Source organism: Zobellia nedashkovskayae, assembly GCF_015330125.1.
Classification (GTDB): Bacteria; Bacteroidota; Bacteroidia; order Flavobacteriales; family Flavobacteriaceae; genus Zobellia; species Zobellia nedashkovskayae.
Map to the genome: position 1 here is coordinate 4040344 of NZ_JADDXR010000002.1, position 23357 is coordinate 4063700.

Below are 23357 nucleotides of genomic sequence, written 5' to 3' on the forward strand. Positions count from 1 at the left end.
ACCCAGGTAAAGAGAGACAAGTTTCTTAAATTTACCGGAGTTCCCTATTGAAAAAAAAATTATGAAAAAAGTTAGAATAATTGGCGTTCCCGAACATTTCAATCTCCCTTGGCACATGGCTATTGAGGAAGGTGCTTTTGAAGAAAGAGGTATTGATTTGCAGTGGACAGAAGTTCCGGAAGGAACGGGTAGAATGTGTCAAATGCTTCAGGACGAAGAAACAGATTTAGCTATTATCCTAACCGAAGGTCTTGTTAAAAGTATTACTGAAGGGAATGCTGCTAAAATTGTTCAAGAATATATTTCAACACCATTACAATGGGGAATTCATGTAGGCGCCAAAAGCGAATTCAACTCCATAGCCGATCTAAAAGGTTCTAAAGCGGCAATTAGCCGATTAGGTAGCGGAAGTCACCTGATGGCCTTTGTAAACGCCCAGAATGAAGGATGGGCGACCGACTCACTTCAGTTTGAAATCATAAATAACCTAGATGGTGCGGTTACAGCTTTGACGGAAGGCACAGCCGACTATTTTATGTGGGAGTATTTTACAACGAAGCCCTTAGTAGATAAAGGTATTTTCCGGCGTTTGGGAGACTGCCCTACCCCTTGGCCCTGTTTTGTAGTTGCTGCTACTCAAAAATTCATTGATGAAGAAAAAAGCACCATAAACCATATTTTAGAGGTCATCAATAATTACACCTCCGAATTTAAACAAATACCCAGTATAGACCGTAGTTTGGCCAATAGGTACAGCCAACAATTAGAAGATATTAAAGAATGGCTAAAAATAACACAATGGAGCCAGAAGCAAATTCCGGAAGCTACGCTGACTAAAGTTCAGGATACTTTAAGGGAATTAGAGTTAATTAATAAATCTATTCCCCTATCCCAAATTTTAAATTGATTTAAATAGCAGCTAAGTTGAAATGACTTTGAATCAAATGCCTAAAAGTATCGTCAGATAAAGGTTTTTGAGAAAAATCGTCAATAAATTCATTGACTTCAGCTCTATCTTTATCTTCTTCGTTATCACTTGTAGTTACTAGTACTATGGTTATTTGCTCCTTCAATTCTTTTGGAACCGATTCTTCATATGCTTTCATGAACTCCCATCCGTCCATAATTGGCATTTTTAAATCAAGCATTACCATACAAGGCAATTCTAAATCTTTACCCATGATAAAATCAATACCTTCTTGACCATTTAGCACCGTATTAACTTGCAAATCTAAGTCTAGTTTGTTAATAAAAACTGAATGTAAAATGTTGTTTATCTCATCATCATCTATCAGTAATATAGAATTCAATCTCTCTAAATTTCTCATGGCTTTTTTTTGTTGGTTAATGGTCTTAATAGTGTTTAAACATATTGTTTGCTAAAATTAAAGAAATTTTAACTAAATAACTTAACCCTTAAGAGATTTATTGTTTATTTCTTAATTTTTTTGCAAAAAGTCATAAACCGCCTATTTCCAAAGCAATAGAAACTTTTTATAAACTCTATTTATCATTTTAATATTTTTCTAAAAATTAATATTGAAAAAAAAGTGAACTTTAAAAAACTGTGATGAAATTTTTACGGTTAGCATTCTAATATCAAGAATTAGACTTGTGGCTTAAAAAAACAGGGAAACTAAAGTTTAATTTATTCCTATTTAAAATAAAGTTAAACCAGTAAAAATATCACCATTTCTATTCGTAATCGTATTTTTAGTAAGCTTACTTATACACAGACCTCTTACGCTCCTAAAATAGAGATTTTGGTACGTAAAGTCAGGCTACCAATCAATAGGCTGTTGTCCTTTACTCTTTAAAATATCATTAACCTGGCTAAAATGCTTGTTTCCGAACCAGTAACCGCGGTTAGCACTTAGAGGAGAAGGGTGGCCTGTAGTCAAAATATGATGTTTGCTCTTGTCTATAAGTTTAGCTTTTTTTTTGGCAAATCCGCCCCAAAGTAGAAAAACGAGGTCCTCTTTTTCATCGGATAGCTTTTTTATTACCGCATCCGTAAAAGTCTCCCACCCCTTTTTCTGGTGACTTCCAGCTTCATGAGCACGAACGGTAAGCGTTGCATTTATAAGAAGTACCCCTTGATCGGCCCAACATTCTAGGTTTCCGCTTTCTGGATAAGGCCTCCCTAGATCAGTTTCAATCTCTTTAAATATATTTCTCAATGAAGGTGGGTGCGGAATTCCGTCTTTTACAGAGAAACAGAGTCCATTGGCCTGATTAGGTCCATGATACGGGTCCTGTCCAATAATAACTACTTTTGTTTTATCAAAAGGACTATGGTCAAAGGCCGCAAATATGTCCTTTTTTCTAGGGTAACAAGTATGCTGAGCGTATTCTTTTTTAACGAATTCAACCAGTTCCTGAAAATAAGGTTGTTCAAATTCTTCAGAAAGTTGCTTTAACCAGCTTTCATGTATTTGTACTGTCATATTTTATGCTCATTTTTGTATAGCAAGGGTAATTGCAAATAATCGATGTTCCATCCAAAGAAAACCTTCTTTAGAGAAGCTATTTTTCCATCGATTTCAAAATTACCTAAAATTTACAGTGTATTGGCTAAGAAAAGTCTGCTTTAAATATCGAGAAAAATGAAAAAGTGTGTTTTATCCCTATTGATGGTGTCGTTACTCTATAGCTGTATTCAAGAAAAAAAAGAAGTCAGTTCTATAAATCCTGAAAATTGGTCTAAACGAAAGATTGACATCAGCAGTAAAGATTCGCTAGAGTATGGTAAATCCTATTTATCCATATATTCTCAAATTTACAGCATGACGGAGCATAAAACGCACAACCTAACTGCTATGGCTAGTTTAAGAAACACAAGTGATAAAGATACCGTATACTTGACAAAAGCAGAATATTTTGATACTCACGGTAAACCGGTACGTACTTATTTTGACCACCCCATTTATTTAGCCCCAATGGAAACCACTGAAATAATTATTGATGAGGTTGACATTGAAGGTGGAACAGGTTCTAATTTCTTAATTGAATGGAAGGTGCCAAAAGGTTGTCCAGAACCATTATTTGAAGGAATAATGAACTCCACCATGTCTCAGCAAGGTCTTTCGTTTACCACACAAGCAAGACGTATTGAGTAATAGCCTGATTTTCTTGTCTGTTCAATGGATTTTAAATCTCGCTACCAATGCCTACCTTTGCCGTCGCAATTAAATAAGAATGGCAAATATTCACTCCAAGACAGTTCAAGACCTTGAATTCCCTACAGTTTTAAAGCAAGTTTCAGCTCGCTGCTCTACCGAATTAGGTAAAGAGCGTGCTTTGGAAATCGCTCCAATAGACGACAAGGAAGCGTTGGTTGAGGTTTTAGGGCAAACAGCAGAGTATCTGTCCTCTTTTATTAGTGAAAACCGAATACCTCCTCATGGTTTTGACGCCATAAACAAAGAGCTTCAACTGCTTAGAATAGAAAACACGACTCTGGAGGTTTCTAGTTTTAAAAAAATCGGAACCATTTGTACGACGGTGACCGCACATAAAAAATTTCTTAAAAAGTTTAAAGAATACTACCCCTTACTCTTTGAGGTTTCCAATAAAGTTGAGTTGAACACAGATATTCCGAAAGAAATTGATGTAGTTATTGACCGTTTTGGAGAAGTTAAGGACCGAGCTTCGAACAAGCTTTTTGATGTACGTCGCCAAATGAACCAAGTGAAAGGGAAAATTGGCCAGAGTTTTGCTTCGGCTTTAAATACCTACCACGGTTCTGATTATTTAGATGATATACGGGAGTCAGTCGTCGAAAACCGTAGGGTTTTGGCGGTCAAAGCCATGTACCGTAGAAAAATAAAGGGTACGGTAATGGGTACTTCCAAAACAGGAAGCATTGTTTATATTGAACCAGAAGCTACTTTAAAATATAGTCGGGAACTAAATAATCTTGAGTATGATGAAAAGGAAGAGATTCAGCGTATTCTGAACGAGCTTACGGACCAAATACGCCCTTTTGCTTGGTTATTAGCCGAATATCAAGACTTCCTTGCGCATATGGACATTACGGCCGCTAAGGCTTCTTATGCTAGGGACACGAACTCTTTACTACCTAAAATAAATGATGAAAAGCGACTCTATTTACGAAATGCTTTTCACCCATTGTTGTATTTAAGTAACAAATTACAGCGTACAGAAACCTACCCACAGACTATAGAGCTGCATTCTGAAAATAGGATTATAGTTATCAGCGGACCTAATGCCGGAGGTAAAAGTATCACCTTAAAAACAATTGGACTACTTCAAGTAATGCTTCAATCAGGGCTTCTAATTCCCGTTCATGAAAGGAGTTCCGTTTGTTTTTTTAGTACCATATTGACAGATATTGGTGACAATCAATCTATAGAAAATCACCTAAGTACCTACAGCTATCGTTTAAAGAATATGAAGAACTTTTTACGGATTTGCGATAACGAAACGCTCTTTCTTATTGATGAATTCGGAACAGGAAGTGACCCTGAACTAGGTGGTGCCCTAGCAGAGGCTTTCTTAGAGATTTTCTATGAACGAGGAGCGTATGGCGTTATCACAACACATTATGCCAATTTAAAAGCCTTGGCGGACGAGTTACCACATACGACTAATGCGAACATGGTTTTTAACAGCAAAACACTAGAACCTACATTTCAATTGGTCCTAGGAGAAGCTGGTAGTTCGTTTACTTTTGAGGTTGCCCAAAAGAACGGTATCCCCTACAGTTTAATTAACAAAGCAAAGAAAAAGGTGGAGCGGGGCAAAGTCCGTTTTGACGCTACCATAGCCAAACTTCAGAAAGAGCGCAGTAAAATGGCGCAAACAGGCACTAGACTTCAAGAGGAAGAGTCCAAAGCACGAGAAGAGGCTATGCGACTGGAGAAATTGAACGCCAAAGTAAAGAGCAAACTAGAGGACTATCAAGAATTGTACGACCATGACCAGCGCATGGTGCAGCTAGGAAATAAGATTGACAAGGCTGCAGACCGTTATTTTATAGATAACAAGAAACGACCGCTTGTTTCTGAGCTATTACGGATCGTAGAAACGGAAAACAGCAAGCGTAAAAAGAAAACGGCCAAAGAAGCTAAGGTAGAACGCACCAAAAAGGCGCAAGTAAAAGAGGAAGTTCAAAAAGAGGTAAAAGTAATTCGGGAGAAAAAGATAGTCGAAAAGAAAAAAGCGGTTATTAAAGAGAAGAATAAGCCACGGCCTATTTTTCAACTAGGAGATCGCGTCCGTATGCAAGACGGTAAAGCGGTTGGTACAATAGATAAGCTTGAAAAGAAAAAGGCAATAGTGAACTACGGCATCTTCACCACCAATGTTAGCGTTGACCAATTGGAGCTTGTGGAGCGGGTTAAGAAGTAAGTATCCCAAGAAAATTATCTCTATCAATAGCGATAAAAGGATTGTTTTTCTTGGATATATAAACACTTAACCTTTTTAGGCCTCTCGTAAATCTCTAATAAAATTTAGGTCTTCAATAAATACAGCATTAACTTTACACCGTGGAAAATTCAAAACAAATTATTCTTTTTGACGGTGTTTGCAACCTGTGCAACGGTGCTATTCAGTTTATCATTAAACATGATAAAAACGATGTTTTCCGATATGCTCCACTTCAAAGCGATTTAGGAAAGAAGCTGATTTCACAGCGGAATATTGACTCTTCAAGTATCGATTCCATAATTTTAATAGAACATGGTGTTGCTTATTACATTAAATCTGATGCCGCGCTAGAAATAGGAAAACAATTGAAAGGGTATAAAACAATTTCATCAATACTACATTGGATTCCCGTTAATATTCGTGATATCGTATACGATTTAATTGCGCGTAATCGTTACAAATGGTGGGGCAAAAAAGAGCAATGTATGATTCCTACACCTGAGCTCAAATCCAAGTTTTTAAGCTAAACTGTTTTATTTAGAAAGAAGAGCTATCTAACCCTTTTTATCTTTATAAATATTCATACCTCTGCGAAAGCTAGTACATTCCACCACTCATTATTTAAATCCTCATACTAAAGCTATGTTCTTATGAGATAGCCTTTTATGTATATGAACAAACCTAAATGAGCTAAATCATAGATTTTTACAACCAATTCAAAACGTATGTCAAAGGAAATAAGAAAAAGGGGATATAAAAAAAAGCGATACATAATTCCGCTAGGTATTATAGTGTTCCTAATTGTATTACGATTATTCATGCCGGTATTGGTCAAGAACTATGTGAATAATGTTTTGGCAGATATTCCAGGGTATTATGGTCATGTAGATGGTATTGATATTGATTTATATAGAGGCGCTTATGTAATTGAAAATATGACACTTAGCAAAGTTGAAGCAGGTTCCGAAGTCCCGTTTTTGGATTTTGAAGAAACCGATATTTCAATTGAATGGAATGCCTTAATAAAAGGTAGAATTGTTAGTGAGATTCATATAAATAAGCCAAAAATTATTTATGTTCTCGAAGACCAACAGGATGACGGAACGGAGCCTGAGGTTGAAGATTGGACTAAAGCTTTAACGGATTTAGTTCCTATATCAATTAATAATCTCCAAATAACCGATGGAACGGTAGCTTTCGTTCAAATGCAGGCTGACCCAACCATAGATCTAAACCTCAAAAACTTAAATTTAAACGCTACTAACCTTAGAAACGTGATTCAGAAAGAACGTTCCTTGCCCTCAGAGGTTAGCGCAACAGCTACTTCAATTGGCAACGGAAATCTAGTTCTAGATGGCAAAATGAACCTTGTAAAGGAGGTTCCTGATATGGATATTGCTTTTTCTGTCACAGAGGCGGATGTAAAAGCATTAAATGACTTCACGAAGTATTATGCAGAAATAGACTTTGAAAGCGGCACGTTTGAAGTTTTTGGCGAGATAGCTATTGCGGATGGGTATCTTAAAGGCTCTATAAAACCTATTATTAAAGACAGTAAACTCGTTGGAAAAGAAGATGGATTTCTTGAAACCCTATGGGAAGGCTTTGTTGGCTTCTTTAAATTTGTCCTTAAAAACCAGAAAAACAACACGTTAGCAACCAAGGTTCCTCTTGAAGGCGATTTGAATAATCTAGGAACAAAAACATGGCCCACAGTAACTAACATCTTTAAGAATGCTTGGATAAAAGCATATAAGGGCGTAGTAGATGACGATATAAATTTTGAAGATGCTGAAAAGGAGGCTGATAGTGTAAAACAAAAAGCGAAATAATTTTTAGGGCATTGTTGTTCAATAACAACTTCCCAGAACTATTTCGCTTTTTAAATTTATGTGGTTTACTAGTTATTTCACTTCATCATAATGATCATCCCAATTCTGTACATGGGGTTTGCCTAATTTTCCAACAGACTTGGCCACCATCATCGCAACGCAAGCATCACCGGTAACATTTACTACGGTACGGAGCATATCCAAAGGTCTGTCTACTGCAAATATAAGTGCCAATCCTATTGCCAATTTATCTTGCGGAAAACCAATCGCCTCTAGAACAATTACCAGCATAACCATACCGGCACCAGGAACCGCCGCAGATCCAATTGAGGCCAATAACGCAGTAAGTACAATAGTCAGTTGTCCACTAAAAGATAGATCAAACCCTAAGGCCTGCGCTATAAAAACAGCAGCAACGCCTTGGTAAAGACTTGTACCGTCCATATTTATAGTAGCACCAACGGGAAGTACAAAACTAGACACCTCTTTATCTACACCAATATGCTCCTCTACCCTTTCCATAGTTACTGGTAAAGTAGCTGCACTAGAACTCGTGGAGAACGCTAAAAGTTGAGCAGGGCTCATTTCTTTTAAGAATTTCCATGGGCTGTAGCGCGTAAAAGTTGCCACAACTACACTATAGAAAACAATCATTAACAACAACCCTAGTGTTACTACACCAGCGTATTTTAAAAGAGCTATAAGCAAATCCGGGTCACCCGAAGTAGCTACAACGTTCGCCAACAGTGCAAAAACGGCTATAGGAGCGCTGAGCATAATCAAATCCACCATCTTTAAAACAATGTCATTGAGGGAATCGAAAAAATCTTTAAGGGGTTTAGCTTTCTCTTCTCCTATTAGAAGCATGGAGATACCCATGAAAATGGTAAAAAAGATAACCTGTAACATTAAACTGTTATCGCCTAATGCCTTAACTGCATTATCTGGCACCATATCTTCTAAAAACTGAAGCGGGCCGCTATCTTGTTGTCTATGTGCTTCTTCCAACTTGGAAGTAACACCACTATCACTTGAATACGTCTCTGTTAACTTAGCTATGGTATCTTCGGATATTCCTTCGCCTGGTTTGAGGAGATTCACTAAAATAAGCCCGATGGAAATAGCAATTACAGTGGTACCAATATAAATGGCTATTGTGCGCAAACCAATATTACGGAACTTAGAAATATCCTTTAAATCCGATATTCCTTTTATCAGCGAAGCTAAAATAAGTGGAATTGCAATTAGCTTTAGAAGCTTAACGAAAATGGAACCTAAAGGGTTGATCCAATCTAGAACAAAATCCCTGCCCCAATCAACATAAGTCATTCCAAAACCAAAGAGAATACCTAAGACCATTCCAATCAAGATTCTCCAGTGTAATTCCAATTTTTTCATTCATCAAAAGTTTAAGCAAGTAATATACTGCTTTTGATCTGAAAGCAGAAAAACAACCTACAAATCCCCTCTGGTTTTAATGAATTGCCAATAAACTGATTACGAATTTGCCTTAATAGTACGATTCAGCAAGGTAAAATCCGCCATTACTAATGCGGCCATAGCCTCAACAATAGGCACAGCGCGTGGAACTACACATGGGTCATGACGACCTTTCCCTTTTGTTTGAACAAAATTACCTTCCTTATCTATAGTTTGATACGGCTGAATTATAGTAGCCACAGGCTTGAAAGCTATATTAAAATAGATATCCATTCCGTTGCTGATACCACCTTGTATTCCCCCACTATTATTGGTCTTTGTGGTACCATCTTGGTTAAATTGGTCATTGTGCTCACTGCCTTTCATAGCAACACCGTCAAATCCGCTGCCATATTCAAAACCTTTAACCGCATTTATAGAAAGCATAGCTTTCCCCAATTCTGCATGAAGCTTATCAAATGCAGGTTCTCCAAGGCCAATTGGTACATTTTGAATGACACAGCTAATAACACCTCCAACGGTATCACCTTCTTTACGTATCTCTTTGATGTACGCTTCCATTTCAGCTGCCATTTTTGGATCAGGGCAGCGAACAGGATTAGCTTCAATTTGAGAAAAGTCTAAATCCTGATAAGGTGTTTCCATTTTCATGTTCCCTACTTGAGAAACATAAGCATTTATTTTCATTTCGGACAAAAACTGTTTCGCCAAAGCGCCGGCCACTACTCTACTTGCAGTTTCCCTTGCAGAACTTCGGCCACCGCCACGATAATCTCTAAAACCATATTTTTGGTCATAAACATAATCTGCGTGAGAAGGACGGTAAGAGTCCTTTATGTGCGTGTAATCGTGAGATTTTTGATTGGTATTATGAATGGCAAAACCAATAGGCGTACCTGTGGTCTTTCCTTCAAATATTCCAGAATAAAATTCTACCGTATCCGGTTCCTTTCTTTGGGTAACAATAGCAGATTGACCTGGTTTTCTTCGGTTTAACTCGTTTTGAATGGCATCAAAATCGACCTCAATTCCTGATGGACAGCCATCTAAAACTCCTCCTATTGCTACACCATGAGATTCTCCAAACGTTGATAGTTTAAATAGGGTTCCAAAAGAATTTCCAGCCATTCTAAAATATTAAAAGTTAATTAATGCTAAACCAAATTCTATCAAAACTTAAAACAGAACACTGTTTGTTAGGCTAAAGGTTAATTTGGTCTAAGCTAGCGGTAAAGATAAATCTTAAATCATTGACCGCAAAATTAGCCTTTGTGTATTATACATTAAGATGATGCAGGTATTTTCTTAATGATTATTTAATGGTTTCAACATCTATTGGTGTTATCAAATTCATGTTTACTTTACATATATATAATTTATTTGTATATCCCCAGAGTTAAAAGGAATACCGGCAGATCTGACGGTTATTCTATTCGTTTTTTAAGAGAGCTAGAACACCATATATAAATTGAACATACCTGTCAATTATGAAAAAACGAAAAGTAGACATTGCTGTAATTTCAGATGTTCATTTGGGTAGTTACGAATGCCATGCAGACGAATTGTTGACCTATTTAAGTAGCATTCAACCAAAGACGCTCATTTTAAATGGAGATATTCTTGATATAAGAAGATTTAACAAAAGTTACTTTCCACCAGAGCACACAAAGGTGCTCCGTAAAATCATTACCCTGTCAATGAAAGGCGTAGAAGTGTATTACATTACGGGAAACCACGATGATATGATGCGAAGGTTCGCAGGTATTTCATTGGGCAACTTACATATTGTAAACAAACTATTGCTAGATATTAACGGCAAGAAGGCTTGGTTTTTTCATGGGGACATTTTTGATATATCCATGCGCAACGCCAAATGGCTAACTAAATTGGGTGGATATGGTTACGGTTTGATTTTTATTGCCAACCGAGCTTTAAACTGGTCATTGAAAAAAAGAGGGAAAGACAAATACTCTCTTTCTAAAAAGATAAAAAAGAACAACAAGAAAAGCTTGGACTACATTGCCAAATTTGAAAAGTCTGCTGTTGATATTGCTATTGAGAACGATTACGATTATGTGGTTTGCGGTCATATTCATCAACCAAAGAAGAGCAGACACGAAACAGATAATGGCGCTTGTACCTATCTAAATTCTGGAGATTGGGTCGAAAACCTAACCGCATTGGAGTATTCTTTAAAACGATGGAAAGTCTACCGTTACAATCATGATAAACTTTCCCCTTTTTTTATGGATGAGGAATTGAAGAACATGAACATGCAAGACCTCATAAACTCTATAGCCATGTCAAAATTAAAATCAGAAAAAGAAGGTGAAACCCCTCTTGAAAGTTGATTTTAACTCTTAAGCCAGTAGTGCGTTCTTAAAAATGGTTACCGGATGCAAAGCCTTTCTTTTGGTTCCATCATAAATTTGATGCCTACAGCTTGTTCCATTCGCTGAAATGATGGTGTCTTCAGGCGATTTCCTGACGGATGGAAATAGTTTTAACTCACCAACCTTCATACTAACCTCGTAATGTTCCTTTTCATACCCAAAAGAACCCGCCATACCACAACAGCCAGAGCTAATAATAGAAACCTTATAGTTTTCAGGTAGATTAAGAACATCAAAAGTCACCTTTTGGTTACTCAATGACTTTTGGTGGCAGTGTGCATGAATCTTTACCGTTTTAGCTTCTTTGGTGAATAAATCTGCCGTAATTTCATTTTTCTGTATTTCAGAAGCTAGGAATTCTTCTAACAAATAAGTGTTGACCGCTATAGCAGTTGTCGTTTCTGAATCTTGCGAGAAACGTTTGTATTCATCTCGAAAAGTTAAAACCGCTGATGGCTCCAGACCAATAACCGGCAGCCCGTTTGCTGCAAAATCTTTAAGTTTTGGAATATTCGCCAATGCTAATTTTTTAGCCTGCTTTAAAAAGCCTTTAGATAAATAGGTTCTTCCGCTTTCCGCGTAGAAAAGTTGCACATCATAACCCAACTTGGTAAGCACTTCAATGGCATCCTTACCTAATTCAATATCCAAGAATTGACTAAACTCATCTATATATAAAACTAGTTTTTGTTTTGTTATAGTATGCTTATTTTTAAACGATTGTAAGTAATCATCAAAATTAAAGCTATAAACTTTTGGAAGTGTTCTTTCTGGTGCAACCCCTGCGGATTTTTTTAATAAACCTCCAAAGAACTTGGAATCATATATAGCATTGGTCAACCCGGGCATTTTACTTCCCAGTTTGTTTAATTGAGTGTTATAGGCAAACAATTTACCACGCATTGGATACCCGTTTGCTTCTTGATATTGGTATAAAAACTCCGCTTTTAAAGTGGCTACATCAACATTACTTGGGCATTCCGTAGCACAAGCTTTACAACTTAAACAAAGATCAAAAACTTCTTTAAGTTCCTTTTGGTCAAACTTGTTTTTCTGCTCTCCTGTAGTTAAATATTCACGAAGTGCATTTGCTCTTCCTCTAGTGGTATGTTTTTCATCTCGGGTGGCATGAAAACTAGGACACATAGCTCCCGCTGCATGTTCGGTTTTTCGGCAATCACCACCTCCGTTACATTTCTCGGTAGCTTTTAGAATACCTTCACTATCTGAAAAATCAAGTAGTGTTTTTATTTCTGGTTCTTTTCGGTCTACTTCATAACGAAGCGATTCATCCATTGGGTAGGCATCAACAATTTTACCTGGGTTGAAAATACTTTCAGGATCAAAATAAGATTTTATCCGTCTTAACAACTGATAGTTCTCCTCGCCTATCATCAAAGGAATAAACTCGGCACGAACAATACCATCACCATGTTCACCGCTAAATGAACCTTTATATTTTTTCGTCAGTTTAGCCACATCCGTAGTAATGTTTCTAAACATCACTACGTCATCGCCCTTTTTTAAGTTTAATATAGGACGAAGGTGCAATTCCCCTGCCCCAGCATGTGCATAATACACAGCGGACTGCTTATAGCCATCCATGATTTGGGTGAACTCACCTATAAAATCTTTTAAATCAGCAACGGCAACTGCCGTATCTTCAATACACGCAACGGCTTTTCGGTCACCAACCATATTTCCTAACAACCCTAGCCCAGCTTTGCGCAGTATGACGGCCTTATTTACATCATCGCCTCTTAATATAGCTTCAGAATAGCTAAGACCTGATACTTTTGCTGTTACCAGAAGTGCATCAATTTGCTTTTGGAGGTCTTCTTCGGTATCCGCTTTAACCTCTAACATTAAAAGTGCTGCAGGATCTCCATCAACAAAGAACCGGTTTTTTAATTGTTCCCTATTATTCTTTGTACAGTCAAGAATTACCCTGTCCATCATCTCACAAAGATGTAAATCGTGCTCCATTACGGGTGCTACGTCAGATAGGCAGTCTTCCAAGCTTTTATAATGTGTTACCACCATAGCAGAAAACTTAGGCGGCAAATCATCTAATTGAAACGTTATTTCTGTAGTGAAAGCCAAAGTACCCTCACTTCCACTTAATAATTTACAGATATTAATTTTTTCATCCGTATCTCCAAATACACTTGTATTCAGCAACTCATCTACGGCATAACCTGTGCTTCTTCTGTGAATTTCAGGTTTCGGAAATTCCTCAAAAATCCGTTCTTGCACTTCCTTAGGAGACAATTCCTTGTAAATTTCTCTATATATAGTTCCTTCTAAAGTATTTAAACTTTGTTTTTCTTCAAATTCAGATACGGTAAGTGCTTTAAATTCTACCTCGTTTCCATCTGACAATACCGTTTTAAGCGAGACAATTTTTTCGCGGGTAATACCATATTTAATAGATGTAGTTCCCGAAGAGTTGTTTCCAACCATACCGCCAACCATACAACGGTTAGCTGTAGAAGTATTTGGTCCAAAAAACAGACCGTAAGGCTCAAGGTACTGGTTCAATTCATCACGAATTACACCTGGTTGTAATGTTACCTGCTTTTTTTTCTCATCTAAGCTAATGATCTTTGTAAAGTGCTTTGATGTATCTACTACTATACCTTCGCCAACTACCTGCCCTGCTAAAGAGGTACCTGCAGTACGAGGTATAAGACCAATCTTATGCTTGTTTGCGAACAAAACCAAAGTTTTAAGATCTTTGATCGTCTCAGGAAAAGTTACGGCAGTAGGGATTTTCCTATATACAGAAGCATCCGTGGCGTATAAGGTTTTTGTTAAACTATCCGATAAAACGCGACCTTGCAGTGAATTCCCTAGTTCTAGAAGTAAATTTTTATTCAACGGTAAACAATTTAGATTGCTAAATTAAGTTTTTATGGTTGAAAGGCGAATGTAAAACACCTTTTTAGAACCAAAAATCACAAGAATATGAAAAAATGGAAATTTTTATTTTTTATTTGCTTTTGCTTTACCGCACTTTCTCTTCAGGCCCAAGAAATTGCAGACAACGCGTTAGGTTTGCGACTTGGTGACAGTGATGGGTTTGGTGCTGAAATTTCTTATCAGAGATCTATTGGTCGTTATACGCGCGCAGAATTTGATCTAGGTTACCGGGATAGTCGCGAGTTTGATGCGGTTAAACTTACTGGTATTTACCAATGGGTATATGAGATCGATAAAGGATTCAACTGGTTTTATGGAGCTGGAGCTGGTTTTGGAAGTGTAGATTTTTCTCCAATCCCCAATAAGAACAACCCAACCATTGCCGAAGATCCAGATGGTGGCCTTTTTGTTTTCGTTGCCGCTGACGTAGGAATAGAATACAACCCAGACCTACCTATAGTAGTGTCTTTGGATTTTAGACCTGAACTAGGACTTATAGGTTTCAAAAATTTTGATAACACATTGAATTTTGATATTGCCTTAGGTATTCGCTATCAATTTTAAATAAATTAAGTAAAACATACTTCTAAGCTCTTGACACATAATGTTAAGGGCTTTTTTTTGTACCGATATATACCTACATTTGCCACATCTTAAACCAAAAGAATGAAAAAAGTAGTATTATCTATCTGTATTTTAATAGGTCTTGTAGCCTGTAATTCAAAGCCTGAAGGCTATAACTTTAAAGGGAATATAACCGGAGAAGTTGAAAACGGAACTAAAGTATTTCTAAGGGCCATGGGCGAAAATGGACAGCCTGTAGATATTGATACTACCACAATTGAAAACGGAGCGTTTGCTTTTACCGGTGTAGCAGATATGCCTGAAATGCATTACGTTTTTGTAGACAAGCTAATGGGGTATACTGCTGTTATCCTAGAGAATGGGGATATAGAGCTTAAAGCTCAGAAAGACAGTTTAGGTTTTGCTACTGTAAAAGGTTCTATGCAAAACGAAGTGTTCATGGATTACATGGACAAGTCTAAAAAAATAACTGCACAAGCACAATCTATTCAAGAAGATATGCAAAAAGCGGATCAAGCTACTGCAAATTCTCTTCGTGATGAAATGATGGAGCTTCAAGAAGAATACAAAAATTTTGAGCTTGACTATGTTAAAGAACATCCGGATGCTCTTATTTCTGTTCTTTTGATAGATAGAGCCATTGGCGCTCGTGCCGTAACTTCTGAAGAGGCACAAGCCATGTTTGACGGACTTTCTCCTGAAATCAAAAAAACAAAGGCTGCTGTTTCTATTACAGAAAAACTAGAGGCACAAAAGAAAGTTGAAGAAAACCAAAAAGGTACAGCTGTAGGTGCTAAAGCTCCGGCTTTTAGCGCTCCTACTCCAGATGGAAAAGAATTGGCGCTTGCTGATGCTTTGGGTAAAGTTACCTTAATTGATTTTTGGGCCGCATGGTGTAAGCCTTGTCGTGCTGAGAACCCTAATGTGGTGAGTGTTTACGAAAAATACCATGATAAAGGTTTGAATATCATTGGTGTTTCTTTGGATAAAACAGGAGATGCATGGAAAAAAGCTATTGCTGAAGATGGATTAACTTGGAACCAAGTTTCTAACCTTGCATACTTTAACGATCCTATTGCTAAGCTATATAATGTAGATGCTATACCAGCGGCTTTCTTATTAGATGAGAACGGTGTTATTATAGCTAAGAACCTTAGAGGACCAGCTTTGGAACAAAAAATTGCAGAACTACTTAACTAGTTTAAGAAACATAACATATAAAAAGCCCCGAACGGAAATCCGTTCGGGGCTTTTTTATACTTTAAATTGGAGTTTTTAGAACTTATTTCTAACGTCTTTAAACTCACCTACAACCTGTGCAGTTCCTAATTTCTTTACACTTCCAAAAACATTTGCTTCGGAAGCATCACCTATAAACTCTAATGTAGCTCCATCGTTAAGAATGATATCTCCATAAACAGTCAGGCTGCCTTCAATTTTAAGGGTAGCGTCTTTATTAACTGTAATATTCTTTCGTTTGTTATTTCTTCCTATAGACAATGAACCGTTCATCTCAAATAAACCATCACTATTAATATAGCTACTGTTGTTTACCGACCATGTACCGCATAATAGTAATGAACCATTTACATTAACAGAATTGAAATATTTAGAGCCTTTGAATTCTTTTGTTTCTCCTTGATTAACTGATAAATTAGCGCTACCAGAATAAGATAGTAAATCTGCACAACGCGCTTCTAAACTTTCCTCAGGTCTGTTTAATTTTACAATCTGAAGTCCAGCTTTACCTGAGGCAGCAAAAATGTAATCGCCTTTAGAAGCTACAAAATTGATTGAACCATCAAGGTCAACAACCCCAACAATGTTGGTCTGTCCATCCTTTTCTTCAGTCAGACACAATCCGGCACCACCATTGGCCATTAATAAAATATCTTCGTTAATTGCTACGGCGTTGGTAACAATGTCTTGACTATCCGTTCCTTCTGGGTTTAAAAGAATAGAGATATATTCTACTAAGTCACCACTGGTCAAATTATAAACACCAGCACCTTTAGAACCTTCTGAAACATATATTTTTTCAGTAGAAAAATCAATTGTTCTTTTACTGTTATCACCAAAATCTGAACTGATGGCTATTTCTTTACTTACTGCAAAGTTTTCATCCATAATGCTAACACCTTGGCTTGCATCTAATACAGCAATAGTCCCATTATTATAGGCTACAGAACGCAAATCAGAAAAAGAAACATCATTTTGAACAGAAAGGTCTGTACTCTTATAAGAGGTTAATAAACCATCTTTACCACTGGTTACCATAATTCCGTTTGGCGTTACTTTTACATCGTTTGCTGTAAAACCTTCTTGGAAACCGTAAATCAACTCACCACTTACATCTAATGTACCGTTGGAAGCCGGAATCTTAACCACAAAAGAGTTGGCAGTTGCCCTAACAGACGTTTCTGCATCTACGCCACCAACAGCATATACATATCCATTATCATAAGCAATAGCGTTAATATCTGCGTTGGAATAATATAATCTAGAGGTAACTTGAGGATTATTAGGGTCACTAACATCTATAATATCTACGCCACCTGCATAACCATCTTCTACGGTGTTGTAAGAAACATAAGCGTAATCCCCATCTACATCTACATGAGAAGCGGTAAGATTTTCACCTCCGCTAAAAGATGGTGGGTCTACGCGCGCAATTAATGTTAACGGATAATCACCGGCCATTTCCTCACCCGTTTTTGAAGTTTTTCCGGAAGTTCCGTCCGTAAGGTTAATTACTAATACCCCTGCATCATCAAAAAGAATACTATTATCTAATACAGATTTTTGGGCTTCAATTGAAATATTATCTTCGGTGTCACTGAAAACCGTGGTCTCATCGCTACAAGAAGTAGCAAATACAACAGCCGCAAATGCGGCAAGGGAAAGTCTTTTCATTATAAGTAGGTTTATGAGCTATTAGATTTGGGCTCTAACAGAACGTAAAACTACTCTTAACGGTATGTGTGTCGTATTTTTTTTCGACGAAATACACACTTATGCTACTTTTTTTGCCTTTTTATAGCTTTTGGAGGTGTTAACTAGGCAATTTATTAAGGATTACCGATGAACGGCAACCTATATTTTGCCCATTTTAGCCATTATCAATAGAATAATGATAGGCAAGGCCAACAATCCTACCATCAGAGGCTCATTTACCAGGAGTTGCGGCATGAATAGTAGTGTGCTTACATAACCACCAATGGCACCACCAAAATGAGCGGTGTGACCAATATTTCCTAGTCGGCTTTTCATTCCATAAATCGAGTACAGTAAATACCCTATACCAAAAACGTACGCCGGAATTGGTAATGGTATGAACATAATACCCAACTGCATATTGGGTTGTAAAAGAATTGCGGCATAAAGTACGCCTGTTACCGCACCACTTGCCCCTACTGCACTATAATTAGGTTCATTTTTATGGAAAAACATGGCAAGAAGACTACCTGCTAATAAACTAATGAAATAGATCGCTATAAATTTTCCTGAGCTAAACCAGTTTACCACTACCGGTGCAAAAAAGTAAAGGGTGAACATATTAAAGAAAAGATGCGAAATATCTACATGTAAAAAGCCAGAAGTAAGCATACGGTCTTTCTGACCGGCTTGAATCTGACCTATGCCAAATTTATAGCGTTCAAAGAAAGCGGTATCGTTAAAACCTTTTAGAGAGACTAATACATTGGCAGCGATTACCACTATGGTGGCAATATCTAGGTTGTTCATACGTAGCAGTTAATTTCGGTTCAAATATAGTTATATTTGCCTACTTAAAAGGTTTTCATGCAGTTGCTTGTTTTTATTTTAGTATACCCCTTGTTATGGTTGATTTCCATACTTCCTTACCGACTTTTTTACGGGTTTTCTGATTTTGTTTTCTTTTGGGTCTATCGCGTCGTAGGATACCGAAAAGATGTGGTGCGACAGAATCTAGAATTGGTATTTCCGGAGAAAACAGAAGCCGATATAAAAGATATTCAGAAGAAGTTTTACCACCACATGTGCGATATGTTCCTAGAAATGGTGAAAACAATGCATCTGTCTAAAGAAGAGGTAAAAAAACGCTACACCGTTAAGAACATGGAAGTGATACAGGAAATTGAAAAGAAAAAAACAATTCTTGTAGTTTGTTCTCACTATGCCAATTGGGAATGGAACGTTAGCATGAATAATTATGTGAGTTCTAAGGGTTATGCCGTTTACCAGAAAATAAGCAATACCTATTTTGACCGTTGGATAAAAAATGTCCGTGCGCGCTGGAATACTACACTTATTACAAAAGAAGAAACCGCCAAAACCGTTTTACTGAATTACAAGAACAACGTAACGGGAATTTTCGGTATGGTAAGTGACCAGTCTCCGCAATGGCACCGCGCTCATTATTGGGCAGAATTTATGGGGGTAAAAGTACCTGTTATTAATGGAGCTGAAAGCTTAGCAAGAAAAATGGACCTTGCGGTAGTTTTCCTGAAAGTATCAAAAGTAAAGCGTGGCTATTATAGTGCCGAATTTATTCCGATTACAACTGCTGGTTCTTCTACAGAAAAAAACGAAATCACCGATGAGTTTCTTCGTCTTGCCGAACAACAGATTCGTGAGCAGCCAGAATATTACCTATGGACGCATAGACGTTGGAAACATAGGGACAAGGTTCCTGTGGAGTTTCAGTAACCCTCTTCCTTCGACTGCGCTCAGGAAGGTGTTATTTCAATTGCGTGTATACTCTAGAATCTGACTGCGCTCAGGAAGTCGCTACTTCAATTGCGTGAATCTTCAAAAATCTGAATGTGCTCAGAAAGGTATTACTTATATCTGATAAGATTTAAGAGAAAGTATTTCTCTATTACACATAAAAACGCTCGGAATGAAAATGAGAAGAATCTCAATCATTCCGAGCGTTTTGTTATCAAGCACCTCCCTGAGCGCAGTCGAAGGGCGGTGCTGATTTTATAAACCAGCTACTGCCTTAATCTCACCAATAATACGGTCGGCAAGTTCATCAGCTTTTGACTGACTTTTTGCTTCGGTATAAATACGGATAATGGGCTCTGTATTTGATTTTCTTAGGTGTACCCAATTTTCGGCGAAGTCTATTTTTACTCCGTCAATAGTTGTTATTTCCTCGTCTTTATATTTTTCGGCCATAGCTGTAAGAATACCATCTACATCAAGACCTGGTGTCAATTGTATTTTCTTCTTGCTCATAAAGTATGAAGGATAGCTAGCCCGTAGGTCTGCAACAGTGCCTCCGTTTTCGGCCATCAACATTAAGAATAAAGCTGTTCCTACTAAAGAATCACGTCCGTAATGACTTTCAGGATAGATAATACCACCATTTCCTTCACCACCAATAATAGCCTTGTTAGCCTTCATTTTAGTAACTACGTTCACTTCGCCTACGGCAGAAGCTTCATATGTACCACCATGCTTTTGAGTAATGTCTCTTAATGCACGTGAAGAAGATAAGTTAGAAACTGTATTTCCTTTAGTTTTACCCAGAACATAATCTGCACAGGCAACCAAAGTATACTCCTCGCCAAACATTTCACCGGTATTGTCAATAAATGCCAACCGGTCTACATCTGGATCAACTACGATTCCAAAATCGGCTTTTTCTTCAATAACTAAAGCGCAAATATCTCCCAAATGTTCTTTTAAAGGCTCTGGATTATGTGGGAAATGACCCGTTGGGTCACAGTATAATTTTACAACTTCAACACCAAGCTCTTCTAAAAGTTTTGGAATGGCTATTCCTCCTGTGGAGTTTACACCATCAACCACAACTTTGAATTTGGCTTTGCGAATCGTATCGGCATCTACTAAGGGTAGTTCCAATACTTCATCAATATGAATATCTATATAAGAATCGTTTCTAGTAATACTTCCTAAATCATCAACATCACAGAAATCAAAATCTTCTTTTTCGGCTATATCAAGAATTTTAGCACCTTGAGCAGCATCTAAAAATTCACCTTTTTCATTCAGAAGTTTTAGAGCGTTCCATTGTTTTGGATTGTGGCTAGCGGTCAAAATAATACCACCATCTGCTTTTTCCATAGGTACGGCAATCTCTACCGTTGGTGTGGTAGACAAATCTAGATCTACGATATCAATTCCTAAACCTACCAAAGTAGAAACTACAAGGTTCTGAATCATTTCGCCAGAAAGACGGGCATCACGACCTACAACTACTTTTAATTTATCCTTTTTTGAATACTCTTTAAGCCATATTCCGTACGCCGCCGCAAACTTAACGGCGTCTATTGGAGTTAGGTTATCACCAGAACGGCCGCCAATTGTGCCCCGAATTCCCGAAATCGATTTTATTAAAGTCATATTTTTCTAAATTCTTAATAGTTTATGCAAATATACGGGTCTAGGACAAATACTATGTTTTCAATTTGTAAATTCGAGCTTATGAATTTTCTCGCACACATTTACCTCTCTTTTGACGACCCAGAAATCACCTTGGGAAACTTTATAGCAGACAGTATTAGGGCTAATAAATACACGCATTTACCGGAACGGGTTCAACAAGGAATTATGTTGCATCGTGAAATTGATACGTTTACGGATACACATGAAATTCCTAAGATTAGCAGCAAACGGTTACATAAGAACTATAGCCACTACAGCCGTGTAATCGTAGATATTTTTTACGACCACTACCTGGCCAAAAACTGGAGTACCTATTCTGATACCCCATTAGATATCTACGTGGAAAATTTTTACGACCTATTAGAAGATAATTATATCATTCTACCGGTAGGTGTGCAAAGGATGATGCCTTATATGATATCCGATAACTGGATTTACAACTATTCTAAAATGGAAGGAATAGGCAAGGTTTTAAAAGGCATGAACCGAAGAACAAATAACAAATCTAAAATGAATTTTGCCATTTTAGACCTTGAAGAGCATTATGACAAATTTGAAGAAGAGTTTACGGCTTTCTTTGATGAACTTATGGTGTTTTCAAAGCAAAAATTTATATCACTCTAATATCAAGGCATATACGAACCTATTTTAAATTTTTAAACCGACTGCGTATGAAACCAACACGTTTAATTCTCCTCAAGTCCCTAATACTTCTCCTTTTCGTTAACTGTAAAAGCTTACCGGCAGAACCTGCAAAAGCAACGGGTGTCATTGCCGAAAAAGCTATGGTGGTTTCGGCACGAGAAGAAGCTTCTGCTATTGGCGCTGCTATTTTAAAACAAGGTGGTAATGCTTTTGATGCCATGGTAGCCACAGAAATGGCTTTGGTAGTCGCCTACCCTTTTGCCGGTAATGTTGGCGGAGGCGGATTTATGGTTTATCGCAAAGCAGATGGTTCTGTTGGTGCATTGGATTATCGTGAAAAAGCCCCCTTATCGGCTACAAAAGATATGTATTTAGATTCTTTAGGTAACGTAATTCCTGATATGAGTACCAAAGGCGCTACTGCTGTGGGCGTACCGGGAACCGTTGCTGGAATCATTGAGGTCCATAAAAAGTTTGGATCGCTACCTTTAAAAGATATACTTGCGCCCGTAATTGCCTTGGCTGAAAATGGGATTGTCGTTTCTGAAAAACAAGGAGAACGGTTTGCTAAAGTACGTGATGTTATCTTAGAGGTAAACGATAGTGTTACCACTTTTCCCGTTGATAGTAAAGCGGGTGATATAGTAAAATATCCTGCTTTGGCAACTACGTTACGGCGGATTTCGGAGCAAGGCCGTGATGGATTTTATAAAGGTGAAACAGCAAAAATATTGGCCGCTTTCATTCAAGAAAACGGAGGATTCGTTACCGAAGAAGATTTAGAGCAATACCAAGCCCAGTGGCGTGAACCGGTTTCTTTTAGATACAAAGACCTACATATTATTTCTATGAGTCCGCCTAGTAGTGGAGGGGTAACTATCAATCAGATTTTGAAAATGATGGAGCCTTATGACGTTGCAAAATTTGGACACAATTCTGAAAAGACTATTCAATTATTTGTTGAAGCTGCGCGCCGCGCATATGCAGACCGAAACTATTGGTTGGGTGATCCAGATTTTGTAGACATTCCTATGGAAGAACTTTTGAGCAATACTTATTTAAAAGAGCGTATGGCAGATTTTTCTTTTGATAAAGCCACCAAGTCAGGGGATATTCATGAAGGAAGCGTGCAAATGGCCGAAAGTATGGAAACCACCCACTACTCTATTGTAGATGCAGAAGGCAATGCCATTTCTGTTACAACAACTTTAAACGGAGCGTACGGTTCAAAACTCTATTGCGATGAATTGGGCTTTTTCTTGAATAATGAAATGGATGACTTCAGTTCAAAAGCCGGTGTTCCCAATATGTTCGGACTTGTAGGCGCCGAAGCTAACAGCATTGCTCCCGGAAAACGTATGCTAAGTAGCATGACGCCTACTATTGTAGAAAAAGATGGCAAACTTTGGATGGTTGTCGGTACTCCGGGAGGTTCTACTATTATAACCGCTGTGGCACAAACCATTCTAAACGGGTATGAATTTAATATGAGCATGCAAGAAGCCGTAGATGCTCCTCGTTTTCATCACCAATGGTTGCCGGATATGGTTATTTTTGAACCGGACGGTTTTTCTGAACAATTAAAGAAAAAATTAAAGTCCAAAGGATATATTATAAATGAAGACCGCACGCCTATTATTGGTAAAGTAGATGCCATTCGTGTATTGCCTGACGGAACTTTAGAAGGTGGAGCCGATCACCGTGGCGATGACACTGCTGTAGGATTTTAATATAAAAGATTGTTTGGTAG

At 37.6% G+C, this 23357-nt stretch carries 19 protein-coding genes; 11 read left to right on the forward strand and 8 right to left on the reverse strand.

All coding sequences use genetic code 11. The annotated features are described in order from the left end of the window. Positions 1–61 precede the first annotated feature (61 nt). Positions 62–907: a substrate-binding domain-containing protein gene (locus IWB64_RS16560; protein ID WP_194535067.1), complete on the forward strand. Its 846-nt coding sequence runs from the start codon at positions 62–64 to the stop codon at positions 905–907. Position 908: 1 nt separating this feature from the next. Here the strand turns inward: IWB64_RS16560 and IWB64_RS16565 are convergent, their stop codons facing one another. Continuing rightward, a complete protein-coding gene (locus IWB64_RS16565; RefSeq protein WP_194535068.1) occupies positions 909–1328 on the reverse strand; it encodes a response regulator in 420 nt (139 codons plus the stop codon). Positions 1329–1781: 453 nt separating this feature from the next. Next, entirely contained in the window at positions 1782–2447 is a 666-nt protein-coding gene (locus IWB64_RS16570; RefSeq protein ID WP_194535069.1) for a uracil-DNA glycosylase, read from the reverse strand. Between the two features lie 159 nt (positions 2448–2606). Here IWB64_RS16570 and IWB64_RS16575 point away from each other — a divergent pair, with 159 nt between their 5' ends. The 4 genes from IWB64_RS16575 (at position 2607) to IWB64_RS16590 (ending at position 7226) form a co-directional block, all read left to right on the forward strand. Beyond that, positions 2607–3119 carry a DUF3124 domain-containing protein gene (locus IWB64_RS16575; protein WP_194535070.1) on the forward strand — a complete coding sequence of 171 codons (513 nt, stop codon included), beginning with the start codon at positions 2607–2609 and terminating at the stop codon, positions 3117–3119. Positions 3120–3198: 79 nt separating this feature from the next. Beyond that, positions 3199–5373: an endonuclease MutS2 gene (locus tag IWB64_RS16580; RefSeq protein WP_194535071.1), complete on the forward strand. Its 2175-nt coding sequence runs from the start codon at positions 3199–3201 to the stop codon at positions 5371–5373. A 140-nt stretch (positions 5374–5513) separates the two neighbouring features. After that, complete coding sequence (locus tag IWB64_RS16585; RefSeq protein WP_194535072.1) at positions 5514–5921, forward strand: thiol-disulfide oxidoreductase DCC family protein; 408 nt, start codon at positions 5514–5516, stop codon at positions 5919–5921. Between the two features lie 198 nt (positions 5922–6119). Next, a complete protein-coding gene (locus IWB64_RS16590; RefSeq protein ID WP_194535073.1) occupies positions 6120–7226 on the forward strand; it encodes a DUF748 domain-containing protein in 1107 nt (368 codons plus the stop codon). A 72-nt stretch (positions 7227–7298) separates the two neighbouring features. Here IWB64_RS16590 and IWB64_RS16595 read toward each other — a convergent pair whose 3' ends face one another. Next, positions 7299–8624, reverse strand: a complete 1326-nt coding sequence (locus tag IWB64_RS16595; RefSeq protein ID WP_194535074.1) for a dicarboxylate/amino acid:cation symporter — start codon at positions 8622–8624, stop codon at positions 7299–7301. 99 nt (positions 8625–8723) lie between these two features. After that, entirely contained in the window at positions 8724–9794 is a 1071-nt protein-coding gene (aroC, locus tag IWB64_RS16600; protein WP_194535075.1) for a chorismate synthase, read from the reverse strand. 359 nt (positions 9795–10153) lie between these two features. Between aroC and IWB64_RS16605 the strand changes: the two genes are divergently transcribed. Beyond that, entirely contained in the window at positions 10154–11017 is an 864-nt protein-coding gene (locus IWB64_RS16605) for a UDP-2,3-diacylglucosamine diphosphatase (RefSeq protein ID WP_194535076.1), read from the forward strand. A gap of 9 nt (positions 11018–11026) precedes the next feature. On the opposite strand, the gene IWB64_RS16610 is transcribed toward IWB64_RS16605, so the two are convergent. Beyond that, positions 11027–13939 carry an FAD-binding and (Fe-S)-binding domain-containing protein gene (locus IWB64_RS16610; RefSeq protein WP_194535077.1) on the reverse strand — a complete coding sequence of 971 codons (2913 nt, stop codon included), beginning with the start codon at positions 13937–13939 and terminating at the stop codon, positions 11027–11029. A gap of 87 nt (positions 13940–14026) precedes the next feature. On the opposite strand from IWB64_RS16610, the gene IWB64_RS16615 reads away from it, so the two are divergent. Together IWB64_RS16615 and IWB64_RS16620 are read left to right on the forward strand one after the other, a co-directional pair. Beyond that, entirely contained in the window at positions 14027–14545 is a 519-nt protein-coding gene (locus IWB64_RS16615) for a hypothetical protein (protein WP_194535078.1), read from the forward strand. A 102-nt stretch (positions 14546–14647) separates the two neighbouring features. After that, the gene (locus tag IWB64_RS16620) at positions 14648–15766 is read left to right on the forward strand and encodes a TlpA disulfide reductase family protein (protein WP_194535079.1); all 1119 of its coding nucleotides are present in this window, start codon (positions 14648–14650) and stop codon (positions 15764–15766) included. A 75-nt stretch (positions 15767–15841) separates the two neighbouring features. Here the strand turns inward: IWB64_RS16620 and IWB64_RS16625 are convergent, their stop codons facing one another. Together IWB64_RS16625 and IWB64_RS16630 are read right to left on the reverse strand one after the other, a co-directional pair. Continuing rightward, complete coding sequence (locus IWB64_RS16625; protein WP_194535080.1) at positions 15842–17479, reverse strand: LVIVD repeat-containing protein; 1638 nt, start codon at positions 17477–17479, stop codon at positions 15842–15844. 180 nt (positions 17480–17659) lie between these two features. Beyond that, the gene (locus tag IWB64_RS16630) at positions 17660–18310 is read right to left on the reverse strand and encodes a rhomboid family intramembrane serine protease (RefSeq protein WP_194535081.1); all 651 of its coding nucleotides are present in this window, start codon (positions 18308–18310) and stop codon (positions 17660–17662) included. 57 nt (positions 18311–18367) lie between these two features. On the opposite strand from IWB64_RS16630, the gene IWB64_RS16635 reads away from it, so the two are divergent. Continuing rightward, positions 18368–19255, forward strand: coding sequence for a lysophospholipid acyltransferase family protein (locus IWB64_RS16635; RefSeq protein WP_194535082.1), 888 nt, complete (start codon positions 18368–18370; stop codon positions 19253–19255). Between the two features lie 276 nt (positions 19256–19531). On the opposite strand, the gene glmM is transcribed toward IWB64_RS16635, so the two are convergent. After that, on the reverse strand, positions 19532–20920 hold the full coding sequence (gene glmM, locus IWB64_RS16640) for a phosphoglucosamine mutase (protein WP_194535083.1): 1389 nt from the start codon (positions 20918–20920) through the stop codon (positions 19532–19534). Between the two features lie 81 nt (positions 20921–21001). Between glmM and IWB64_RS16645 the strand changes: the two genes are divergently transcribed. Both IWB64_RS16645 and ggt read left to right on the forward strand, forming a co-directional pair. Then, positions 21002–21586 carry an acyl carrier protein phosphodiesterase gene (locus IWB64_RS16645; RefSeq protein WP_194535084.1) on the forward strand — a complete coding sequence of 195 codons (585 nt, stop codon included), beginning with the start codon at positions 21002–21004 and terminating at the stop codon, positions 21584–21586. Between the two features lie 47 nt (positions 21587–21633). Next, entirely contained in the window at positions 21634–23337 is a 1704-nt protein-coding gene (gene ggt, locus IWB64_RS16650; protein WP_194535085.1) for a gamma-glutamyltransferase, read from the forward strand. The last annotated feature ends 20 nt before the right edge of the window (positions 23338–23357 follow it).

What these genes read in the sequence shown, in the direction of transcription:
- IWB64_RS16560 (WP_194535067.1), top strand. Translation starts at nt 62, where the DNA reads ATGAAAAAAGTTAGAATAATTGGCGTTCCCGAACATTTCAATCTCCCT.
- IWB64_RS16565 (WP_194535068.1), bottom strand. Translation starts at nt 1,328, where the DNA reads ATGAGAAATTTAGAGAGATTGAATTCTATATTACTGATAGATGATGAT.
- IWB64_RS16570 (WP_194535069.1), bottom strand. Translation starts at nt 2,447, where the DNA reads ATGACAGTACAAATACATGAAAGCTGGTTAAAGCAACTTTCTGAAGAA.
- IWB64_RS16575 (WP_194535070.1), top strand. Translation starts at nt 2,607, where the DNA reads ATGAAAAAGTGTGTTTTATCCCTATTGATGGTGTCGTTACTCTATAGC.
- IWB64_RS16580 (WP_194535071.1), top strand. Translation starts at nt 3,199, where the DNA reads ATGGCAAATATTCACTCCAAGACAGTTCAAGACCTTGAATTCCCTACA.
- IWB64_RS16590 (WP_194535073.1), top strand. Translation starts at nt 6,120, where the DNA reads ATGTCAAAGGAAATAAGAAAAAGGGGATATAAAAAAAAGCGATACATA.
- IWB64_RS16595 (WP_194535074.1), bottom strand. Translation starts at nt 8,624, where the DNA reads ATGAAAAAATTGGAATTACACTGGAGAATCTTGATTGGAATGGTCTTA.
- aroC (WP_194535075.1), bottom strand. Translation starts at nt 9,794, where the DNA reads ATGGCTGGAAATTCTTTTGGAACCCTATTTAAACTATCAACGTTTGGA.
- IWB64_RS16605 (WP_194535076.1), top strand. Translation starts at nt 10,154, where the DNA reads ATGAAAAAACGAAAAGTAGACATTGCTGTAATTTCAGATGTTCATTTG.
- IWB64_RS16615 (WP_194535078.1), top strand. Translation starts at nt 14,027, where the DNA reads ATGAAAAAATGGAAATTTTTATTTTTTATTTGCTTTTGCTTTACCGCA.
- IWB64_RS16620 (WP_194535079.1), top strand. Translation starts at nt 14,648, where the DNA reads ATGAAAAAAGTAGTATTATCTATCTGTATTTTAATAGGTCTTGTAGCC.
- IWB64_RS16625 (WP_194535080.1), bottom strand. Translation starts at nt 17,479, where the DNA reads ATGAAAAGACTTTCCCTTGCCGCATTTGCGGCTGTTGTATTTGCTACT.
- IWB64_RS16630 (WP_194535081.1), bottom strand. Translation starts at nt 18,310, where the DNA reads ATGAACAACCTAGATATTGCCACCATAGTGGTAATCGCTGCCAATGTA.
- IWB64_RS16635 (WP_194535082.1), top strand. Translation starts at nt 18,368, where the DNA reads ATGCAGTTGCTTGTTTTTATTTTAGTATACCCCTTGTTATGGTTGATT.
- glmM (WP_194535083.1), bottom strand. Translation starts at nt 20,920, where the DNA reads ATGACTTTAATAAAATCGATTTCGGGAATTCGGGGCACAATTGGCGGC.
- IWB64_RS16645 (WP_194535084.1), top strand. Translation starts at nt 21,002, where the DNA reads ATGAATTTTCTCGCACACATTTACCTCTCTTTTGACGACCCAGAAATC.
- ggt (WP_194535085.1), top strand. Translation starts at nt 21,634, where the DNA reads ATGAAACCAACACGTTTAATTCTCCTCAAGTCCCTAATACTTCTCCTT.